We start from the raw sequence: 20838 nt of genomic DNA, 5'->3' as shown, positions 1-20838 counted from the left end.
CCTTGTCTCTGCGTCCGGTTGTTTCGACCTGGGAATGGACTCAGCTGGATAACGGCGCGTGAGTCCCCGCCAAATCTCGTCCGGTGGGCGTAGCGTGCAGAGTGCTCGCGGATGGATCGACGCATCGGGGTGTCGACCGTAGGGCCTTTGAGGGGGCAGGAATGGCATTCAGCGGAACCGCCTCCGGCGGTGGATCCGGCGCTACTCGCGCCGACGTCGGACATGCAGTGCTCTTCGCCGGCGCCGCCGCGCTCGGCGGTTTTCTGTTCGGATACGACACCGCTGTCATCAACGGGGCAGTCGGTGCGATCCGAGACAAGTACGACATCGGCGCCTCGGGCACCGGGCTCACGGTCTCACTGACTCTGCTCGGCGCAGCACTCGGCGCCTGGATCGCAGGCACACTCGCAGATCGCCTCGGCCGCATCCGCGTCATGCAAATAGCCGCGGTGTTGTTCATAATCGGCGCCGTCGGTTCCGCAGTTCCGTTCAGCGTCTACGACCTCACGTTCTGGCGCGTGGTCGGTGGCCTGGCCGTCGGTTTCGCATCGGTCATCGCTCCGGCGTACATCGCGGAGATCTCTCCCGCTGCGATTCGCGGCCGCCTCGGTTCGATGTACCAATTGGCGATCGTTCTCGGAATCGCTGTGTCGCAGTTGGTCAACTACGCACTCCAGGCCGCGGCCGGTGGCGATCGCAATCAGATCGCGGGCCTCGAGGCCTGGCAGTGGATGTTGATGCTCGAAGCCGTTCCCGCGGTTCTGTATCTGATCATGACGACCACGATTCCCGAGTCGCCGCGATTCCTCGTAGCGCAGGGCAAGGACGATCGCGCTCGCAAGATCATCTCCGACCTGGAAGGCGGCGATCACGACGCCGTCACCGAGCGGATGAACGAGATCCGCGACTCGCTCAGCGAGAAGCAAGCCAAAACAACGGTCCGCCAACTCTTCTCGAAGCGGCTCGGCGTCTCCCACCTCGTGTGGGTCGGCATCGCACTCGCCGCACTGCAGCAGCTGGTCGGTATCAATGTGATCTTCTACTATTCCAGCACCCTGTGGCAGGCAGTGGGATTCGGTGCCGACCGCTCCCTTCTGATCAGCGTCGTGAGCGCCTTGGTCAACATCGTCGGTACGTTTGTCGCCATCGCCGTCATCGACCGAGTCGGTCGAAAGCCGCTGTTGTTGGTCGGTTCCGCCGGTATGGCCATCTCACTGGGCACCGCGGCGTTCTGTTTCCATTCGGCAACGGTGACCAAGAACGAGATCGGCGAATCTGTGGCCACGCTGACCGGAGCCAACGCGACTATCGCACTTATCGGTGCGAACGCATTCGTATTCTTCTTCGCTCTGTCCTGGGGCCCGGTGGTCTGGGTGTTGATCTCCGAGATGTTCCCCAACCGCGTGCGTGCTGCAGCAGTCGGAATTGCGACCGCCACCAACTGGGTCGCGAACTTCCTGGTCTCCTGGACGTTCCCGGCACTTGCCGATTGGAATCTGTCGTACACCTACGCCGGCTACGCCGTCATGGCAGCGTTGTCACTGTTCCCCTCGGATYRATCCGAGGGCCACCGCTTTTCGAGATTATCGTGAGACGAGTCGTCAGCCTTGCGCGACTTCGCCCTGAGCCGAAGCCGAGGACGCGTCTTCCTGGACGTGGACGCCGACGCTGCCCATCCCCGCCACCCAGCCGGTGATCTTGCGGGAGAGGTCCTGAGCCGTGAGTCCGAGTTCCTTGTGAATGGCTTCGCGGCTGGCGTGATCGAGGAACTGCTGGGGAACGCCCATGTCGCGGCACGACGTGTGCACTCCGGCGGCACGCATCGCGGCCGAGACCGTCGAACCGATGCCGCCGTGCAGACCGCCGTCTTCGATGGTGACCACGAGGGCGTACTTGTCCGCCATCTTCACCAGCGAATCCGCGACCGGCAGAACCCATCGCGGATCAACGACGGCAACCGAGATGCCCTGCTTGTCGAGCCGCTCGGCAATCTCGAGCGCCAAGGATGCAAACGGGCCCACCGCGACGAGGAGCACGTCGCCGCGCTCACCCTCGCTGGCCTTGAGAACGTCGACCATTCCGTCGAGTCGCTTCACTGCCGGAATCGCTTCGGGTACAGCACCCTTCGGGAACCGTACGACCGTTGGGCCGTCGTCGACGAGAAGCGCCTCGTCCAACTCCTCCCGCAGTGTGTCTGCATCACGCGGTGCCGCGACGCGAATCCCCGGGATGATTCCGAGCAGCGAAAGATCCCAGACGCCGTTGTGGCTGGCGCCGTCGACTCCGGTGACCCCGGCGCGGTCGAGCACGACTGTCACCGGTTGTTTGAGCAGTGCGACGTCCATCAACAACTGGTCGAAAGCCCGATTGAGGAAGGTCGAGTAGATAGCAACGACGGGGTGAAGGCCGCCAAGTGCAAGACCGGCGGCCGAGGTCATCGCATGCTGCTCGGCGATACCGACGTCGAAAATCCGATCGGGGAACTTCTCACCGAAGGCCGCGAGGCCGGTGGGCCCGGCCATCGCCGCGGTGATGGCGACGATGTCCTCACGACGCGAAGCCTGCTCGATCAATGCGGCCGAGAAGACCGACGTCCAGTCCGGCGCGGACGACTTGGTGCCGCGACCGGTGACGGGATCGATGACGCCGGTGGCATGCATCTGGTCGGCCACGTCGTTCTCGGCGTGTGCGTAACCGTTGCCCTTACGAGTGACGGCATGCACGATGACCGGTCCGCCGTAGGCCTTCGCCCGGCGCAACGCCGATTCCATGGCGGCTTCGTCGTGTCCGTCGACCGGTCCGAGGTACTTGATACCCAGATCGGTGAACATGACCTGAGGGCTGACCGCGTCCTTGAGACCCGCCTTCATTCCGTGCAGGACGGAGTACGCGGTGCGCCCCACCCAGGGCAGTCTCTTGACCAAGCGTCGGCCACTGTCGAGGGCGCGCTCGTAACTCGGCGCGGTGCGCAGTGCCGAAAGATGGTCGGCGAGGCCGCCGATGGTCGGCGCGTACGAGCGGCCGTTGTCGTTGACGACGATCACCACCGAACGGTCTTTTCCGGCTGCGATGTTGTTGAGGGCTTCCCAACACATTCCGCCGGTCAGGGCGCCGTCACCGACGACGGCGACAACGTGGCGATTCTGGCCCGTGAGCGCGAAGGCCTTCGCGAGGCCGTCGGCATAGGACAACGCGGCGGAAGCGTGAGAGGACTCGACCCAGTCGTGTTCGCTCTCGGCGCGGCACGGATACCCGGACAGTCCGCCCTGCTTACGCAGAGTGTCGAACTGATCCTGACGACCGGTGAGGATCTTGTGCACGTAGGCCTGATGGCCCGTGTCGAAGATGATCGCGTCCTGCGGCGAGTCGAAAATTCGGTGCAGTGCGAGGGTCAACTCCACGACGCCCAAGTTGGGCCCGAGGTGACCACCGGTCGCAGCGACCTTCAGCACGAGGAACTCACGAATCTCGTCGGCCAACTCCGTCATCTCGGCGTGGCTCAACTGACGTAGATCGTCAGGACCCTGAATGCGGGCAAGAACACCCAACGAGATCGCTCCCTCCGTGCTTCACAGCTGCACCGGTGCGCGCCGCGGCTGTCTTCGCGACAGTGCTGCCAGTCTACGGAGCGTTCCGGCGAACCGACACGCGGACTCGGCCCGAATCCGGTGTGACTTCGCGTAACAGCGAAATCCCACGGATCGCTCGTGATCGCAATCACAGACAAATGGGATCCGTCGCAATCGACTCGACAACTCTTGTTCCACAAAACGACCGCCATGTCGGCTTAAGGTCGACATATGGGAACTGTGGTCGACGACCTGATAACGCGAGTGTTCGACGAAGTCCGATCACTCGACGAGGGTGAGTTGGCCGACTACATCCCCGAACTCGCGGCGGTCGCCCCCGATTCGTTCGGAATCTGCATCGCCACCGTCGACGGTTACGTCTACGAGATCGGTGACTCGCGAATCCCGTTCACCATTCAGTCGATCTCGAAACCCTTCACCTACGCCTTGGCTCTCGCCGATCGGGGAAGCGAGGCGGTTGCCGCGAAAATCGACGTCGAACCATCCGGCGAGCCGTTCAACGAAATCAGCCTCGACCCGCTCACCGAAAGGCCACGAAACCCCATGATCAATGCCGGGGCGATCACCGCTGCATCACTGGTCGCCGGCCCGAATCCCGAGGCCCGCTTCGAGCGCATCCGCTCGGCCTACTCGAGGTACGCGGGCCGTGAACTGGCATTCAACGAGTCGGTCTACACCTCCGAGGCGCGCACCGGTCACCGCAACCGCGCGATCGGACACATGCTGCGATCCTTCGACGTCATCACCGGCAATCCCGACGAGGCCGTCGACCTGTATTTCCGTCAGTGCTCGATCGACGTGACCTGCCGCGATCTGAGTCTGATGGCTGCGACGATGGCGAACAACGGTGTCAATCCGCTCACCCACGAGCGTGCGCTGGCGCCCGCGGGCGTCGAGCAGGTCCTCAGCGTCATGGCTACGTGCGGAATGTACGACGGCGCCGGCAAGTGGCTGGTAGAGGTCGGATTGCCGGCCAAGAGCGGCGTCGGCGGCGGAGTCCTGGCGGTTCTGCCTGGCCAGATCGGCATCGCGGTGTACTCCCCCAGGCTCGACGTTCACGGAAACAGCGTTCGCGGAGTTGCGTCTGCCCGTGCACTGTCGAAGGAACTCGAACTGCACTTCCTCCACGTGACGCGGGCGTCACGCTCGTCGATCCGGGCCAGATACAGCGTCATCGAAGCACCGTCGCGAGTACGACGCACCCCGACCGAACAGGCTGTGCTCGACGACGTCGGCAAGCGCAGCCGGGTCTACGAACTGCACGGCGATCTCCTCTTCACCGGTGCCGAATCGGCGGTCCGCGAAATCGGCTCGGTGGACGAGGGCCTCGAAGTTGTCGTCATCGACGTCCGCCGTGTCGACGACGCCAGCGACGTCGCAGTACGCATGATCACTGCGCTGCAGGTTCAACTGGCCGAGCAGGCTTGTGCGGTGGCCGTCGTCGATCCGCAAGGACTGCTGGGACAACGAAGTTCGAGCATCGACCCCGCCAGAAGAAGTGGTCGGGTTTTTGCGGATCTCGATTCCGCCATGCAGTGGTGCGAAGACACGTTGCTTGCGGTGCATTGTGAGGCCGAACGGCAGGCGTCGACGATCTCGATCGAGGACCACCCAGTTCTCGATGCTCTGTCCGCGGCACAGATCGAGGGATTCTCGGCAGAGTTGGAGACCCGTACCTATGCCCGCGGCGAGAAGATCGCCCGCCGAGGTGAATCGGCGTCTGGCTTCTACCTGATTCTCAGTGGCCAGGTCAGCACCATGTTCACCGACGCGCACGGGGTCGAGCACCGCATCACGACGCTCTCCGCCGGAATGACGTTCGGCGAGATGACGATGTTCCTCGACACTCCGTTCCTCAACGACATCCGCGCCGATTCCACGGTCACCGTGGCCGTGCTGACTCCGGAGCGATATGCAGAACTGACCGCGCAGGCACCCGAGTTGAAACTTGCGCTGCTCGAACGACTGGCTGCGGGAGCCTACGAGCAATTGGACCTGATGTTGCGGAGTGTCATATCCGCCGGACGAATCGGATAGGAAGTACACATGCCGACCACCGCCCTCACCTCGGAACCGTCCACTGTCACGGTGACCGGAACTGCCACTGCAACAGCTGTTCCCGACATCGTGCGGCTGACGATCGGAGTATCGGTGACACAGACGGCCGTTTCCGACGCATTCGACGCCGTCGCGCGTCTGTCCACTGCGCTGACCGAGACCCTGCACGCGCGCGGTGTGCGCGGAGCGGACCTCACCACCGCCGGGCTGAGCGTCCATCCGCAGACTCACTGGAGTGACGGAGGCCGCCAGGAGACAACAGGATTCACCGCATCGACAACTTTCCGAGTCGTACTGCGAGAACTGGAGCCGGAAGCGGCCAACTCCCCCGCCGCCGTCATCGCGGCGTGTGTATCGGTGGGCGGCGACGCGATTCGGCTCGACGGGCTCGAGTTCGACCTCGACGACCGCAGCGATCTGGCGACAAAAGCACGCGAATTGGCATGGACGGCAGCCGAATCGAAAGCCAGACAGTTCGCAGACCTGGCAGATAAAGATCTGGTCGAAGTTCTCGAGGTGCTCGAGGACTTCGACCAGATCGTGCCGATGCGCGGACGTGTCGCGGCGATGAAAGCGGATTCGGCCCCGATAGCCGTCGAACGCGGAGAGATCGAAGAATCGATCTCTGTCCGCGTTCGATGGGCTATGGCGTGACAGAACTGTTCAGAAGACGCGGCCGGCGGTAGACCAGCCGGGCATGCGGATCAGCGAGTGAGGTTCTTCTCTTCGTTCTTCTCTTCGCGCTCTTCTTCGTACTTCTGCTCGGCGTCAGGAGTCGCGATGTCGATCGTGGTGCGCAGCGGACGGTTCGGGATGAAGATGACCGACACGAGCGTGACCACAGCGACGACGGCTGCGACCAGGAAGATCCGTCCTGTTGCGTCGCCGTAGGCGAACCGAACGATCTGCGAGACGAAGTCAGGCATATTGCTCAGGTCGAGGCCGTCCTGGAGGCTCTTTCCAGCTACTGCCTGCTGCTCGGGCGGCAAGGTGGAGACCGAATCGACTGTCAGTGTCTTGACGCGAGTCGCAAGAATCGAACCGAGCACCGACACGCCGATCGCGCCGCCGAACGTGCGGAAGAACGCCACGATACTGCTGGCCGCACCGATGTTCTCGACGCTGACCGTGTTCTGCACCGCGAGCACGATGTTCTGCATCAACATGCCGGTACCCAGACCGACGATGGCGATGAAGATTCCGATGGTCCAGAGGCTGGTGGCGTGGTCGATCGTCGACAGCAGCCCGAAACCGACCAGCAGCAGAACTGCGCCGGCGACGATGAAGGGCTTCCACTGACCGAACTTGGTGATCAGCTGTCCCGAGCCGACGGAGGCGACGAGCATGCCTGCGACCATCGGAATGGTGAGCAATCCGGCTTCGGTGGGATCGAATCCGCGTGCGGTCTGGAAGTACTGCGTCAGGAAGGTCGTCGCGCCGAAGAGGCCGACACCGACTGCGATCGAGGCGATGATCGCGAGAGCAGTTGTGCGCTCGGTGATGATCTTGATCGGCAGGATCGGATCCTTGACCTTGGATTCGACGAACATCGTCAGGCCGAGCAGGGCCAGACCGCCGATGACGAAGAAGGCCGACTCCTTCGAGAACCAGGCGTAGTAGTCGTCCTGACCGGCAAACGAAACCCAGATCAGCAGGACGCTGACACCGGCGGTGAGCAAGGTGGCGCCCATCCAGTCGATGGAGACGTTGTCCTTCTTCACAGTCTCGACGTGCAGTGTGCGCTGAAGCAGGAACAGTGCGATGACTGCCAACGGAACACACACGTAGAAGCACCAGCGCCAGCCGGCAGTGTCCACGAGGACGCCGCCGAGGATCGGTCCACCGGACATCGAGACGGCCATTGCCGCACCCATGTATCCGGAGTAGCGACCGCGATCTCGCGGCGGGATGATCGTGCCGATGATGGCTACGACGAGAGCAGTCAGGCCGCCCATGCCGATGCCCTGGATGACACGTGCACCGAGCAGCAACGGAACATTGTGCGCCGCGCCGGCGATGACCGAGCCGATCACGAAGATGACGATCGCGGTCTGGACCAGGACCTTCTTGTTGTAAAGGTCGGCCAGTTTGCCCCAGATCGGCGTCGATGCCGCGGTGGCGAGCAGTGCCGTGGTGATGATCCAGGCGTACTGCGTCTGAGTTCCGTGCAGTTCACCGATGATCGTGGGAAGCGCTGTCGAAACGATGGTGCTGCTGAGCAGCGCGGTGAACAGCGCTGCGATGAGTCCGGTGAGTGCTTCGAGAATTTCGCGGTGAGTCATCGCGCCCGCTTCGCGAGCCGATCCGTCACCTCCGGTACTTGCCCGGGTTTCTCCTACTGTTGCTGCCATGTGCCTTATCTCCCAATACTTTCTACGCCCGTGTGCGGAACTGCCGGTGAGGCCTGCCGATTCGATGCGCCGAACGTCTCGTTGAGACGTTGCAGCGATGTCACTGCGGCCATGGCCTCTTCCTGGCTCCAGTCTTCGAGCATGTTGCGCAAACGCGCCGCACGCCGCTGCGTGGTTCTCCGTAAAACGTCGTGTCCCTCTTCCGATACTCGGATGCGGAACGCCCGCTTGTCAGCCGGATCGGGATTTCTCTCGACATACCCCGCGTCGACCAGATCCGACATTTGTCGGCTGAGCGACGACTGACTGACACATAGATCGACGGCCAATTCGTTCTGTCGGCACTCCCCACGCGCTGCCAGCATGAACAACACACTGACCAGCGCAGGCGGCAGCAGGCTGTCTGCACCGGTGGTGACCGCGGCTCGCAGCGATCTGCCGAACATGAAGATCGTGTCGACGAGCGCCTGGGCCGTCTCCGGCTGTACCGACATTGCCTACCCCTGAATTCGAGCGGCCCGAACGAGCCGTGACTTGAAAACGGAAAACTACTTGCAGAACGAAACTATACGATTAGTTGCGTAATGCAAGCAACTGTTCTGAACGCGAGAAGCGTCACACCGTTTCAGGGAAAGATTTCGGGACGCGTCAGCGTTCGAGGAGCGCGATGCACTCCATGTGGTGAGTCTGAGGGAAGGCGTCGAACGCCCGGAGGCCGCCGATTCTGAAGCCCTGCTCCAGGTAGAGACCGATATCGCGGCCGAACGACGCCGGGTCGCACCCGATGTGCACGATCCGTTCAGCGCCCGTTGCGGCGAGAGCTTCCACGACCGGACGGCCGGCTCCCGCACGTGGCGGGTCGAGCACGACGACGGCAGGCGAACGCTCCAGATCCGCGATGACGTTCTCGACGCGGGCGCTGTGGAAGCGCACCTGACCGAGATCGGACAGAGCTGCCCGCCCGTCCGCGACTGCGCGCGCCGAAGATTCGACTGACTCCACCACGCCGGACGGCCCGACAAGGTCGGCGAGCACGGATGCGAAAACCCCGACTCCGCCGTAGAGATCCCACGCCGTGTCCGCGGTAGTGGCTCCGGCCCACTCCCCGACCACCTGTGAGTACGCGTTCGCAGCGCCGCGATGGGCCTGCCAGAAACCGGTCGCGGCCAGCGCCCATTCTCGATTGCCGACGCGCTCGATCACTGTGTCCGATCCGATGGCCACTCGGGTCTTTCGCGGGCCGCCGCTCGCCGCTCGGCGTGCCATCGCGCCGCGACGCCCCGGCGTCCGCCGTCCCGTCTTGGACACCGCGGGTGCGGCAATTTCCACGACGTGCCGCTGACCGGCAGCGTCGAGAACGACCTGCAGCTCGCTCCCTGGCGCCCATTGCGCACCGCCGAGACCGTCGTACGCGCTCTGATCGATCTGGGTGCAGCGCAGGTCCGTGACGATCCGGTTGCTCCGGTACGCGTGGTATCCCGCGACCCCGTGCCCGTCCACCGCCAACCGGACTCGCGTGCGCCAACCCGTTCCGTCTCCGGTTCCAGGTAGTTCCTCTACCGCGACGTCCGATTCGACACGAGCGAGTCGCAGAAGCTGCTCACGCACGACCGAGGTCTTCATCTCACGTTGGACACTCAGATCCGCATGCGAGTAGTCGCAGCAGCCCGCCCCGCCCGGGCCGGAGATCGGGCATGTCGGATCGATGCGATGCGGAGATGCGTCGAGAACTGTGATCGCGTCGGCGCGGCAGAACGATCCGCCCTTGTCCTCCGTCACCCGGACCAGCGCCCGCTCCCCCGGCAAACCGTGACGGACGAACACGACCCGTCCCTCGTGCCGGGCGACGACGAACCCGCCGTGACCGGGGTTGCCCAGATCGACCTCGAAGGTCTGCCCGGTCCAATTCTCACTCAACGAACTACGCCTGCCATTTCGATGTTGCCGATCATTTTTCGCCGGTGATCATTTCTCGCCGGTGTCGTAACCGCGACGCGTGGCGCCTGCGGTCTTCTCGATGTCCAGCGGCTTTGCCTTTGCCGACGAACTCAGCTGCCACGGAACGCTGGTCACCATCACGCCGGGCTGGAAGAGCAGACGACTCTTCAGACGAAGCGCGCTCTGATTGTGCAGGATCTGCTCCCACCAGTGTCCGACGACGTACTCGGGAATGAAGACGGTGACGACATCACGCGGAGCATCGCGTCGTACACGCTTGACGTAATCGAGAACCGGCTTGGTGATTTCGCGGTACGGCGACTCGATCACCTTGAGCGGAACCGTCACGTCGCTCTTCTCCCACTCACGCACGAGTGCACGGGTGTCGGGCTCGTCGACGTTGACCGTGATGGCTTCGAGGGTGTCAGGTCGCGTGGCTCGCGCGTAGGCGAGAGCTCGCATCGTCGGCATGTGCAACTTCGAGACGAGCACGATCGAGTGCGTGCGGCTGGGCAGTACGCCGTCCCACTCCTGCTCCTCGAGTTCGGCTGCGACGCTGTCGTAGTGCTTGCGGATCATCTTCATCACGATGAAGATCGCGACCATCGCGACGATGGCGATCCAGGCGCCGGCAGCGAACTTGGTGATCAGAACGATGATCAGGACGGTGGCGGTCATTGCGAGACCGATCGAATTGATCACTCGCGAGCGCTGCATCCGGGCCCGCTGTGCCTTGTCGGTCTCGGACTTCAGATGCCGAGTCCAGTGCTTGATCATGCCCGTCTGGCTGAGCACGAACGAGACGAAGACGCCGACGATGTACAGCTGGATGAGCTTGGTGACCTCGGCGCCGAACACCACGACGAATGCGATCGCAGCACCGGAGAGGAAGAGGATTCCGTTGCTGAATGCCAGTCGGTCGCCGCGCGTGTGCAGCTGACGCGGTAGGTACCGATCCTGCGCCAGGATCGATCCGAGTACCGGGAATCCGTTGAACGCGGTGTTCGCGGCCAGAACCAAGATCAGTGCCGTGACGATCGCCATGAAGAAGAATCCGATCGGGAAACCACTGAACACGGCTTCGGCGATCTGCGCGATCAAGGTCTTCTGGTGGTAACCCTCCGGCGCACCGACCAGCTGTTCCTGCGGATTGTGTGCGTAGACGATGCCGATCTTCTGAGCCAGGATGATGATGCCCATCAACAGGACGATGGCGATCGACCCGAGCAGCAGCAAGGTCGTGGCCGCGTTGCGCGATTTCGGCTTCTGGAACGCCGGTACGCCGTTACTGATGGCCTCGACGCCGGTCAATGCAGCACACCCCGAGGAGAAGGCGCGCGCGATCAGGAACGCGAAGGCAATTCCGTACAGATGCGAATCCTCGGCGTTGAGCGTGAACGACGACGATTCCGCGTGCACGTCCTCGCCGAGGACGTAGATCCGGAAGAACCCCCACCCGAGCATCAGGAACATGCCGACGATGAATGCGTAAGTCGGAATTGCGAACGCGGTCCCCGATTCACGGATACCGCGAAGGTTGACCGCCGTCAGCAACACGATCGCCGCGACCGCGAACAACACCTTGTGCTGCGCGACGAACGGCAGAGCCGAGCCGATGTTCGACGCCGCCGACGAGATCGACACGGCGACCGTCAGCACGTAGTCGACCATCAGCGCACTACCGACGGTCAGACCGGCGGTCGGGCCGAGGTTGACCGTCGCGACCTCGTAGTCGCCGCCACCGGACGGGTATGCATGGACGTTCTGGCGGTAACTCGCCACCACCACAGCCATGACGATGGCGACGGACAATCCGATCCAGGGCGTGTACGCATACGCGGAAATACCCGCGACGGAGAGAACCAGGAAGATTTCTTCGGGGGCATACGCGACGGACGACATCGCGTCGGACGCGAAGACCGGTAGTGCAATTCGCTTGGGTAGCAGCGTGTGCCCGAGTTTGTCGCTTCGGAACGGCCGACCGAGCAGGAGCCGCTTGGTAGCGGTCGAGAGCTTAGACACGTGCAAAGCGTAAGCCGTCTCGCCCGATTCGGAGTCATCAGAGCCCCAACTTCACCTTTTGTCGTGACACCCGGCACGCAGGCGCCCGTTGTACTTGCTCTTCCCGTGAGGGGCTGTACCGTTCGATTCGGCGTGCAATCGCGCCATGAGGGTCCATGAACGGAGTAGGGCGTGTATGTCGTCATCATGGGGTGCGGTCGAGTGGGTTCTTCCCTCGCCGCGTCTCTGACCAGGATCGGACACGAGGTCGCCGTCATCGACCGCGATCAGAGTGCGTTTCTGCGTCTCGATCTCGACTTCCCGGGAACCAAGGTTCTGGGAATGGGGTTCGACCGTGACGTGCTGGTCCGGGCGGGCATCGAGCGGGCCGACGCCTTCGCTGCGGTGTCCTCGGGAGACAACTCCAACATCATCGCGGCGCGAGTCGCACGCGAGACTTTCGGCGTCGAACGCGTCGTCGCGCGTATTTACGACGCCAAGCGTGCCGCCGTTTACGAGCGCCTCGGCATCCCCACCGTCGCGACCGTGCCGTGGTCGACGGATCGCTTCCTGCACACGCTGACCAAGGAAAGTCAGACCGCGAAGTGGCGCGATCCTTCGGGCACTGTTGCGATTACCGAACTTGCCCTGCACGAGGATTGGGCCGGCAAGCCGATCGCACTACTCGAGAGCGCGACCAGTTCGAGAGTCGCCTTCATCATCCGATTCGGAACCGGCGTGCTCCCCGATCGCAAGACCGTCATCCAGGCCGACGACCAGGTCTACATTGCCGCGGTATCGGGAACCGTCGCCGAAGCGATCGCACTGGCCGGCAACCCGCCGCCGAGTGACGACTGACGGAGGCCGCAGATGACTGATCCGAACGCCGCCCCTCACAACAAGCCTGCGACTGTGTTGCACTACAACGTGATTGGAAGTTCTCGATGAAGGTCGCCATCGCCGGAGCCGGCGCCGTAGGCCGCTCCATTGCGCGAGAGCTGATTCGAAGCTCACACGACGTCATGCTGATCGAGCGCAAACTCGATCACATCGAACCGGAGTCGGTGCCCGAGGCGAAGTGGGTACACGCGGACGCGTGCGAACTCAGCCGCCTCGAGGACGCGTCGATGGAGTCCTACGAGGTCGTGATCGCCGCAACCGGAGACGACAAGGCCAACCTGGTCCTCAGTCTGCTCGCGAAAACCGAGTTCGGCGTTCGCCGAGTTGTCGCCCGCGTCAATGATCCCCGCAACGAATGGCTCTTCGACGAGTCGTGGGGCGTCGACGTCGCCGTCTCGACACCGCGGATGCTCGCTTCGCTCGTCGAAGAAGCCGTCTCCGTCGGTGACCTGGTCAAACTGATGACACTGCGGCAGGGGCAGGCCAATCTCGTCGAGATCACGTTGCCCGACAACACACCTCTTGCCGGAAAAGCCGTCAAGAAGCTCGAACTTCCGCGGGACTGCGCACTGGTCACCATTCTGCGGGGTGGGCGTGTGATCGTCCCGCAGATGGACGATCCCATCGAAGGTGGAGACGAACTCCTGTTCGTCGCGGCCGTCGACGCCGAGGATCAGTTGCGCGTTGCACTCCGCCTAGAGAATTGACCGACGAACACACTGACGACGAAAGGGAATCACATGGCACAAGCACCCGAAAACACCGTAGTCACCGACAATCCAGCCCAGAGCCGGTACGAGATCCATGCAGACGGCGACCTCGCCGGCATCGAGGACTACACCACGTCCGGTGACGTCGTCTCGTTCAACCACACCGAGATATACCCGGCCTTCGAAGGTTTCGGGCTGGCCGCGATTCTCGTCCGCCAGGCTCTGGACGACCTACGCGCCCGTGGTCTCAAGGTTCACCCGGTCTGCCCGTACGTCGTGAAGTTTCTCGACAAGCACCCCGAGTACCAGGACCTGATCAGCTGAGATCGCGGTCTTCGCGCGGCTTCGTCAGATTCACCGAGCCCACCTCTTCGGACCCTGCGTCCGTTGCGGTGGGCTCGCTGCTTTCGGGCTCCACAACCGGTTCCGGCTCGACGATGCGATCGGCCTTCCGCACAGCCCAGACCGTCACGAGCAGCACCAAACCGGTCAATGGCCAACCCATGCCGATACGCGCGACTGCGAGCCATCCGGTGTGGTCGGTGTCGTAGAGCTGTGACTGAACGAGATACCGTGCACCGAAGACCAGCGCCCACGCCCCCGTCGCGATGTCGTAGAGCCGGACGGCGGAGCTGTGCTTGCGCCACAGATTGCCGTGCCCGTTGAGATAACCCCAGATGATTCCGACGAGCGGCCAGCGCACGAGGATGGAAATCAGGAAGACCGCACCGTAGGCGAGGCTCGTGTAGATACCGAAGAGGAAATATCCTTTGGCATCGCCGGTGCGATAGGCGATGAACGCGGAAACTCCGACTCCGAGAAACCCGGAAATTGCGGGTTGGAGGGAATCCTTGCGGAAAAGGCGCCAGGCCGCGATAGCGACAGCGACGCCCAATGCGGCCCAGATTGCCGCGGTGAGGTTCCAGATGCTGTTGACCGGGACAAAAATCAGAATCGGCAAAGACGAATAGATCAGACCACTCAGCCCGCCGAGTTGGTCGATTACCGATCGCTGTTGTGTTTCAGTCACCTGTCGAGGGTGCCACAGTCACCGAGTTGCACGGTAAATGCGGGAAACGCGCCTATTCGCCGCGCAGTTCGTAGTAAGGGTTGAAGATCGCCTTGCGACCGTCACGCTCGCCCACACGACCGCGGATCAGCAGGGTCTTACCGGTCTCGATTCCCGGGATCCGGCGACGCCCGATCCAGACGAGATTGATCACCTCGGTGCCGTCGAAGAACTCGGCCTCGATGCTGGCATTTCCCGACTTGGGACACGCGTCGACGCTGCGGAGTCGGCCCACCATCGTGACTTCTTCACCGCGACGACAATCGCAGGCCTTCTGACCTCCGGAAGCCTTGTTGGACTCGGCCATCTCCTGGGCGTCCAACTGGTCGACGTCCTCGGTCAGACGCTGGGTCAGTCGACGAAAATATCCTGCGGCGGCGGGTGCCATTGCGCGCTCCTGCGAACATGTGTGACGCAAGGGTTTCGCGTCACGTGAAGGGCTGTGTGATCGCCACTGTAGACCCATTACGAGCGTGTAACCACACCGGTCAGTCCGCGTCTCGGGGGCACCGGGCAAGATCAAAAGATGCAGAACTCAGAATCGGCGACCGTTGCCGTCGTTCTCCCAGGTACAGGCTCTGACGCCCACTTCGCAGACCGCGCATTCCGGGCGCCGCTAGCGGCTCTGGGTGTGCGCATCGTCGCAATTGAACCGGACCCTCGGCGTGTCGTGGACGGCTATCTGGACGCGATGGACCGAGCCGCGGACACACACGGCCGAATCATCGTCGGAGGCGTCTCGATCGGGGCCGCCGTGGCGCTCCAGTGGGCCGCCGAGAACCCCGATAGAACCGTGAGTGTGTTGGCAGCGCTTCCGGCCTGGATCGGGTCGGCGGACGACGCACCCGCTGCAGCGAGCGCGAGGTTCACCGCAGCACAACTGCGCTCCGAAGGATTGGAGGCGGTGATCGCAGCGATGCTCGCGTCGAGTCCGGCGTGGCTCGGAGCCGAACTCGAGCGCTCCTGGCGCTCTCAATGGCCCGATCTCCCGGCCGCGCTCGACGAGGCGGCGTCGTACCACTCGCTCAGCGAGAGCGCGTTACAGGCGGTGGGCATTCCGGTCGGCATCGCTTCGGCGGTGGACGATCCGGTTCATCCCGCGGCAGTGGCGCAGGCCTGGGCGAATGCACTCCCCCGCGGCGCAGTCGCCACGACGACGCTCGACATGATCGGGCGCGACCCCGCGGTTCTCGGGTCCACCTGCATCAAAGCGCTCGCGGCGATCGAATCCGATACCACCGCGAGCGCCTGAAAGAAAACCTGCTATTGACCCAATTGCTGCATGGCAGAACCGGATTCGCCGCTACGCGGCGGCGGGGTCGGTCGCGCTGGAGGTGACGGCGGAGCGGGCGGAGCTGACTGCTGTTGCTGCTGGGCGGCGACTTGTTGCTGCTGCGCTGTTGCCAACTGCTGCTCGTGTGCGGCCGCCAGCTGCTCGGCGAGTACCTGCGGGAGCACGACGGGCAGCGGTGTCCGCACCGGATGCGGCTCTGATCCTCGGTTGACGACGGTGTCGCGCAGGATGTCGCGTGCGATTGCCACCAAAGGGGTGTTCGCGGCGGTGGATCCGCTCGGACCCGCAACCACGCAGCGGACCATCCACCGCGGACCGTCGGCGCCGATGAACCGCAGGTCCATGTTGGCCGTCACGGCAGCCAGTTCCCGGCCCCAAGGGCCGTTCTCGACGCTCACCGCAGAATTGTCGTCGCGAAGCGACTGCGCGAGCTCGGCAACGACCTCACGCCACTGACCGGGTGATTTCGGGGCGGCGTATGCAGCAACCGTGATGCGGCCATGTTCGGTGACCAGGTGCACGGCCTGCGGCGAACCGTTGGGTGCCATCTCGACCTGCAACTGTCCGCCGGTCGGCATCGGCACCAGAACGGAACCGAGATCCAGGCGCTGACCGTCACGGCCTGCCGTCGGATCGTCGGAATCGATCTCCGTGATGTCGTAAGGGCCTTCCGATTCGTCACCGAACTCGTCGCCGGCGACGTCGAGATCGTCTTCGACCTCGTCGATCTCCACCGACTCGTCGTTCTCGTCACCGAAGAAGCTGGTGGGTTCCTCGTCGACGTCTGTCTTCTTCTTGCGTCCGAACATGATTCAGACTCCCTCTCCGACGACCGCGCCAGGCGCATCGGTATCGAGTATCGCGTGACCGCCGCTGGAACCGTAGCCTCCGGTTCCTCTGGTCGTGTCGTCCAGCGACTCGACTTCCTCGAAAACCGGAAGTTCGACTCGTTGAACCACGAGCTGAGCGATTCGGTCACCGCGGCGGATGTCGATGGCTGTGGCCGGATCGAGATTGATCAAGCAGACCTTGAGTTCGCCCCGGTATCCCGCGTCCACGGTTCCGGGCGCATTAACGATCGACAGTCCCGATTTGGCTGCGAGTCCGGAACGCGGATGGATCAACCCGACGGTGCCCACCGGCAACGCGATCGCGATCCCCGTTCCGACCAGTGTTCTATGGCCGGGTTCGATGGTGACGTCGCTGGTGGAGCACAGATCCACACCCGCATCTCCGGGATGCGCACGCTGTGGAACGGGCAGGTCTGGATCCAGTCGCTTCAAGGCGATGGAGAGATGGTCGCTCACGTGGGCCAAGACTACTCGTAGCGACGGACTATCCTTGACAGGTGCCCGAAACATCTCGACCTGACGTCGCCACCACAACGCCCCCGTCCACGACGCTGTTCTCCGAGCGCCTGTGGGTGCCGATCTGGTGGTGGATCGCCGGGTTGGCCGTAGCCGGACTCCTCGCGGCCGAGGTCCACATGGGCCGCCCGGGGCTTCTCTCGTACCTGGCGTACGTCGTACTGCTCCCCATCCCGATCTGGGCGGCATTCTGGCTCAGTCGGATGCGCGTCGAGGTGGTGGAGACAGCAGGGGTGAAAGAACTGCACGTGGGTCGAGCCCACCTGCCGGTCGAACTGATTTCGCGGGCGGCAGCAGTGCCGGCTTCCGCAAAGAGTGCGGCGATGGGGCGCCAACTCGATCCGTCGGCGTTCGTCCAACATCGCCCATGGGTCAAGACAATGGTGTTGATCGTGCTCGACGACCCGGAGGATCCCACGCCGTACTGGCTCGTGAGCACACGTCGTCCCGCTGATCTGCTGGCTGCGCTGGATCGCTGACCAGCGCGGTCACAGCAAAGCAGTACTTCCCGACCCTTGGTCGACCCGCGAGCTGACGGGTCGACCACCGGGAAGGGAGATCAGGCAGCGCAGTCCATGCATACGAGCTGCCCGTTGGCATCACTGGCCAGGCGGCTGCGGTGATGAACCAGGAAGCAGCTCGAACACGTGAACTCGTCTGCCTGCTTCGGAACAACTCGAACCGAGAGTTCCTCGCCGGAAAGGTCGGCACCCGGCAGCTCGAAGGACTCCGCGGTGTCCGTCTCGTCGATGTCGACGACGGCTGACTGCGCTTCGTTGCGTCGCGCCTTCAGCTCCTCGAGAGAGTCCTCCGAAACCTCGTCGGACTCTGTACGCCTCGGTGCGTCGTAGTCAGTTGCCATCTCGTCTACCCCATCCTCTTCGTGTATCCCGGTCCCGTGTGCGCCGAGAATCCGGTAGATCCTTGATGCGCATGGAAACCGCCGTGGCATCCAGATCATTCCCTGTCGCTGCATAACGCTGCAGGACTGGAATTAGTGCCCGGAAGTTCCTTCCGAGAACGTGATCTGCGCCTCATTTGGTTGTCATTTCGGCGTCCGGCCGATGCCCAGTTGAACGACCTGGGCCGCCAGACAGTAGCCGACGTGAGCACGAAAGTAGTAACCGAATCGGAAATTTCCGAAAAATGACTGCGAATTGTCACCAAGGCAAGAGCAAGCTGTGACCTTTCGGCGACATTTTCAGACCGGATCCGGGTAGAAACTGCCCGCTAGTTGCCCAACTACCGTTGGGCGATCGCCAGCGGCCCGACGCGTCGAGCCGCGCCTCGGCTGTGTCGTCACACAAGCCCTCTAAGGTAGGCACCGAACGTCATGCCGGCGCCGCTCGGCCCGATGGCGAAGTAGAAGTTTCGTCAAGAAAGTCGAGGGATACCGTGGTTTCTCTGATCACCGAAGGCAGCTCTACCGATGACCAGGGACGTCCGTTCCGCCGTCGGCGCGCGTGGCCGGTGATCGCCGTGTTCGCGGTACTCGCATTGATCGGCAGTGTCTTGTGGGTCCGCATCCTGAGCGCCGAGGCAGAAGTCAGTGACACCGTCGCCTGCAACCTCCCGCAGCCTTCCTCCGATCCCTCGGCAGCGGCGCCACTACCGCTGGGAACCGTCGTCGACCGCTCGAAGCTGCTCGACGTGGATCCCGCTCCCCTGGCGGCCACCAAGGTTCGTGTGTTCAACGCCAACGGCGAACACGGTCAGGCCGCCCAGGTGGCAGCGCAACTGAGCGAGTTCGGCTTCTCCAGCGCGCCGGACGTCCAGGTCGGAAACGACCCCGTCTACGTCGACCAGAACATGGAGTGCCAGGGTCAGATCCGCTTCGGAGCGAACGGCCTCGCCGCCGCCAGTTCCGTCTGGCTGGTCGCCCCCTGCGCCGAACTGGTCCAGGACGGCCGCGGCGACGACACCGTCGACCTGGCTCTCGGCACCTACAACAAGGGCGCCCTGACCCCTAACACCGACGCCACCGCGATCCTGCATGCTCTGGCCGAGCAGCCCGCAAACGCCGAAGTCGCTCCGATGGACATCGCACTGCTCAAAGCAGCGCGCACGGCGCGCTGCTGACAAACCCGGTTCGGCCTCAGCTCGGAATCGGCTGATCTGCGCCGATCGAACTGAGCATGTGCGCGAACTGCTCGGCGATCGCCGGAGCCACCGCATAGACGACATCTCCGTCGGCCGAAGTGGAATTGGGCGCCGGGACGTTGATCACGGCGCCCGCTTCGGAAGCGATCAGGGAGCCCGCGGCCCAGTCCCACGGACTCAGCCCGTGCTCGAAGTGAGCGTCGACCCGGCCGGTGGCAACCATGCACAGATCCAAAGCAGCCGAACCTATGCGTCGGATGTCGCGAACCTGCGGCAGGATCTGCCCGATCAAGGTGCCCTGCACCTTTCGGCGATCCGCTCCGTAGCCGAAACCGGTGGCCAACAAAGCCATTGACAGTTCGGTCACCTCATTGGCGTGCAGTTCGCTGACGACGCCGTCGGCCGTGGCCATGGTTGCGCCGCCGCCCCGGTGCGCGGAATACGTTGTTTCCAGCGACACGTCGACGACAGCCCCGGCCACTGAGATCCCGTCGATCTGTACGGCCACCGAAATGGCGAACGCGGGGATTCCGTAGAGAAAATTCACCGTGCCGTCGATGGGATCGACAACCCATCGAACTCCCGCGGAATCGTCGGTGTCTCCGCCACCTTCCTCACCCAAGATCGAATCTGCAGGGCGCAATTGCGCCAGAAGGTCGCGAATCACCTGTTCGGTTTCGGTATCGACCACCGTGACGGGATCGGTCGGCGTGCTCTTCGCAGCAACCGAACCACCCTCGGAGGCACCGGAACCCACCAGGCCGAATACCTCGGGCCGCCGCACGCGGACGTGTTCGGCTGCGCGTTCGGCGACGGCTACGGCAACTGCCCGCAATTGTGCGGGGTCCAGAGAATCGGCGGAAAAGTCGGGCAACGTTCTTTCTGAAGGGCGCACCGGACCATCGCAACACATCTCTACCGAGGGGCACCACTCGAACGCCTGGAGTCGCACGCGCCCGAGTCCTCGTTCGGGTTAGTGTTTGCAACGGTAGATCGTGACCTCGAATTCGACACTCAGGAGCGCAGGACGATGACAACCACAGGTTTCGGGATCGACGTCGGCGGCAGCGGCGTCAAGGGCGGCACGATCGACCTGAGCACCGGGGAAATGATCGGTGACCGCATCAAGATCCTGACCCCGCAGCCGTCCACTCCCGATGCGATCGCGGGCACTGTGGCCGAGATCGTCGAGCAAGCCAAGTGGACCGGTCCGGTCGGCATCACGTTGCCCGCTGTCGTGACCGGCGGCGTCGCGCGCAGCGCCGCGAACATCGACAAGTCCTGGATCGACACCGACGCGGCCGCGCTCTTCGGCAAGGCTCTGGGCGGGCGCGAAGTCACCGTCCTCAACGACGCCGACGCCGCCGGAATTGCCGAGGACTCGTTCGGCGCGGGCAAGGACACCTCCGGCGTCGTGATCCTCTTGACCTTCGGCACCGGAATCGGATCTGCCGTGTTGG

Annotated in this window: 21 protein-coding genes; 10 read left to right on the top strand and 11 right to left on the bottom strand. The window is 63.5% G+C overall.

The features are described 5' to 3' along the window. Window positions 1-161 precede the first annotated feature (161 nt). Window positions 162-1592: a sugar porter family MFS transporter gene (locus AC1DVN_RS28870; protein ID WP_477994621.1), complete on the top strand. Its 1431-nt coding sequence runs from the start codon at window positions 162-164 to the stop codon at window positions 1590-1592. Between the two features lie 9 nt (window positions 1593-1601). On the opposite strand, the gene dxs is transcribed toward AC1DVN_RS28870, so the two are convergent. Beyond that, window positions 1602-3548 carry a 1-deoxy-D-xylulose-5-phosphate synthase gene (dxs, locus tag AC1DVN_RS28865; protein ID WP_097387405.1) on the bottom strand — a complete coding sequence of 649 codons (1947 nt, stop codon included), beginning with the start codon at window positions 3546-3548 and terminating at the stop codon, window positions 1602-1604. Between the two features lie 252 nt (window positions 3549-3800). On the opposite strand from dxs, the gene glsA reads away from it, so the two are divergent. Further along, a complete protein-coding gene (gene glsA / locus AC1DVN_RS28860; RefSeq protein WP_047888397.1) occupies window positions 3801-5627 on the top strand; it encodes a glutaminase A in 1827 nt (608 codons plus the stop codon). Between the two features lie 9 nt (window positions 5628-5636). Next, the gene (locus tag AC1DVN_RS28855) at window positions 5637-6302 is read left to right on the top strand and encodes an SIMPL domain-containing protein (protein ID WP_019748257.1); all 666 of its coding nucleotides are present in this window, start codon (window positions 5637-5639) and stop codon (window positions 6300-6302) included. Window positions 6303-6352: 50 nt separating this feature from the next. Here the strand turns inward: AC1DVN_RS28855 and AC1DVN_RS28850 are convergent, their stop codons facing one another. The 4 genes from AC1DVN_RS28850 to AC1DVN_RS28835 form a co-directional block, all read right to left on the bottom strand. Further along, window positions 6353-7999: an MDR family MFS transporter gene (locus tag AC1DVN_RS28850; RefSeq protein ID WP_019748256.1), complete on the bottom strand. Its 1647-nt coding sequence runs from the start codon at window positions 7997-7999 to the stop codon at window positions 6353-6355. A gap of 5 nt (window positions 8000-8004) precedes the next feature. Next, window positions 8005-8493 (bottom strand): MarR family winged helix-turn-helix transcriptional regulator, encoded by a 489-nt coding sequence (locus tag AC1DVN_RS28845; protein ID WP_003942624.1) that lies wholly within the window; start codon window positions 8491-8493, stop codon window positions 8005-8007. Window positions 8494-8647: 154 nt separating this feature from the next. Next, the gene (locus AC1DVN_RS28840; RefSeq protein ID WP_477994617.1) at window positions 8648-9916 is read right to left on the bottom strand and encodes a class I SAM-dependent RNA methyltransferase; all 1269 of its coding nucleotides are present in this window, start codon (window positions 9914-9916) and stop codon (window positions 8648-8650) included. Window positions 9917-9964: 48 nt separating this feature from the next. Next, on the bottom strand, window positions 9965-11959 hold the full coding sequence (locus tag AC1DVN_RS28835) for an APC family permease (RefSeq protein ID WP_007732857.1): 1995 nt from the start codon (window positions 11957-11959) through the stop codon (window positions 9965-9967). A 171-nt stretch (window positions 11960-12130) separates the two neighbouring features. Between AC1DVN_RS28835 and AC1DVN_RS28830 the strand changes: the two genes are divergently transcribed. The 3 genes from AC1DVN_RS28830 (at window position 12131) to AC1DVN_RS28820 (ending at window position 13872) form a co-directional block, all read left to right on the top strand. Next, on the top strand, window positions 12131-12796 hold the full coding sequence (locus AC1DVN_RS28830; RefSeq protein WP_019748254.1) for a potassium channel family protein: 666 nt from the start codon (window positions 12131-12133) through the stop codon (window positions 12794-12796). An 86-nt stretch (window positions 12797-12882) separates the two neighbouring features. Beyond that, window positions 12883-13545, top strand: a complete 663-nt coding sequence (locus AC1DVN_RS28825) for a potassium channel family protein (protein ID WP_003942632.1) — start codon at window positions 12883-12885, stop codon at window positions 13543-13545. A gap of 33 nt (window positions 13546-13578) precedes the next feature. Next, window positions 13579-13872, top strand: coding sequence for a GNAT family N-acetyltransferase (locus AC1DVN_RS28820; RefSeq protein ID WP_019748253.1), 294 nt, complete (start codon window positions 13579-13581; stop codon window positions 13870-13872). On the opposite strand, the gene AC1DVN_RS28815 is transcribed toward AC1DVN_RS28820, so the two are convergent. Further along, on the bottom strand, window positions 13865-14578 hold the full coding sequence (locus AC1DVN_RS28815; protein ID WP_070385150.1) for a DUF3159 domain-containing protein: 714 nt from the start codon (window positions 14576-14578) through the stop codon (window positions 13865-13867). The genes AC1DVN_RS28820 and AC1DVN_RS28815 overlap by 8 nt on opposite strands. A gap of 52 nt (window positions 14579-14630) precedes the next feature. Continuing rightward, window positions 14631-15005 (bottom strand): OB-fold nucleic acid binding domain-containing protein, encoded by a 375-nt coding sequence (locus tag AC1DVN_RS28810; RefSeq protein ID WP_003942613.1) that lies wholly within the window; start codon window positions 15003-15005, stop codon window positions 14631-14633. A gap of 138 nt (window positions 15006-15143) precedes the next feature. On the opposite strand from AC1DVN_RS28810, the gene AC1DVN_RS28805 reads away from it, so the two are divergent. Then, window positions 15144-15869 (top strand): alpha/beta fold hydrolase, encoded by a 726-nt coding sequence (locus AC1DVN_RS28805; RefSeq protein WP_042951781.1) that lies wholly within the window; start codon window positions 15144-15146, stop codon window positions 15867-15869. An 11-nt stretch (window positions 15870-15880) separates the two neighbouring features. Here AC1DVN_RS28805 and AC1DVN_RS28800 read toward each other — a convergent pair whose 3' ends face one another. After that, the gene (locus AC1DVN_RS28800; protein ID WP_428689897.1) at window positions 15881-16720 is read right to left on the bottom strand and encodes a DUF3710 domain-containing protein; all 840 of its coding nucleotides are present in this window, start codon (window positions 16718-16720) and stop codon (window positions 15881-15883) included. Window positions 16721-16723: 3 nt separating this feature from the next. Further along, the gene (gene dut, locus AC1DVN_RS28795) at window positions 16724-17218 is read right to left on the bottom strand and encodes a dUTP diphosphatase (RefSeq protein WP_003942635.1); all 495 of its coding nucleotides are present in this window, start codon (window positions 17216-17218) and stop codon (window positions 16724-16726) included. 41 nt (window positions 17219-17259) lie between these two features. Here dut and AC1DVN_RS28790 point away from each other — a divergent pair, with 41 nt between their 5' ends. After that, entirely contained in the window at window positions 17260-17757 is a 498-nt protein-coding gene (locus tag AC1DVN_RS28790; protein WP_019748248.1) for a DUF3093 domain-containing protein, read from the top strand. 80 nt (window positions 17758-17837) lie between these two features. Here the strand turns inward: AC1DVN_RS28790 and AC1DVN_RS28785 are convergent, their stop codons facing one another. After that, window positions 17838-18140 (bottom strand): DUF4193 domain-containing protein, encoded by a 303-nt coding sequence (locus AC1DVN_RS28785; protein WP_003942593.1) that lies wholly within the window; start codon window positions 18138-18140, stop codon window positions 17838-17840. A gap of 533 nt (window positions 18141-18673) precedes the next feature. On the opposite strand from AC1DVN_RS28785, the gene cei reads away from it, so the two are divergent. Then, a complete protein-coding gene (cei, locus tag AC1DVN_RS28780; protein ID WP_003942618.1) occupies window positions 18674-19357 on the top strand; it encodes an envelope integrity protein Cei in 684 nt (227 codons plus the stop codon). 16 nt (window positions 19358-19373) lie between these two features. Here cei and AC1DVN_RS28775 read toward each other — a convergent pair whose 3' ends face one another. Then, window positions 19374-20252 carry an inositol monophosphatase family protein gene (locus AC1DVN_RS28775; protein ID WP_021344118.1) on the bottom strand — a complete coding sequence of 293 codons (879 nt, stop codon included), beginning with the start codon at window positions 20250-20252 and terminating at the stop codon, window positions 19374-19376. A gap of 156 nt (window positions 20253-20408) precedes the next feature. Between AC1DVN_RS28775 and AC1DVN_RS28770 the strand changes: the two genes are divergently transcribed. Continuing rightward, window positions 20409-20838, top strand: a 430-nt coding sequence (locus AC1DVN_RS28770) for an ROK family protein (protein ID WP_477994615.1), incomplete at its 3' end; no start/stop codon positions are given.

It is taken from the genome of Rhodococcus sp. P4_E4, assembly GCF_056401575.1.
This window is presented reverse-complemented; position numbering and strand designations above follow the sequence as displayed.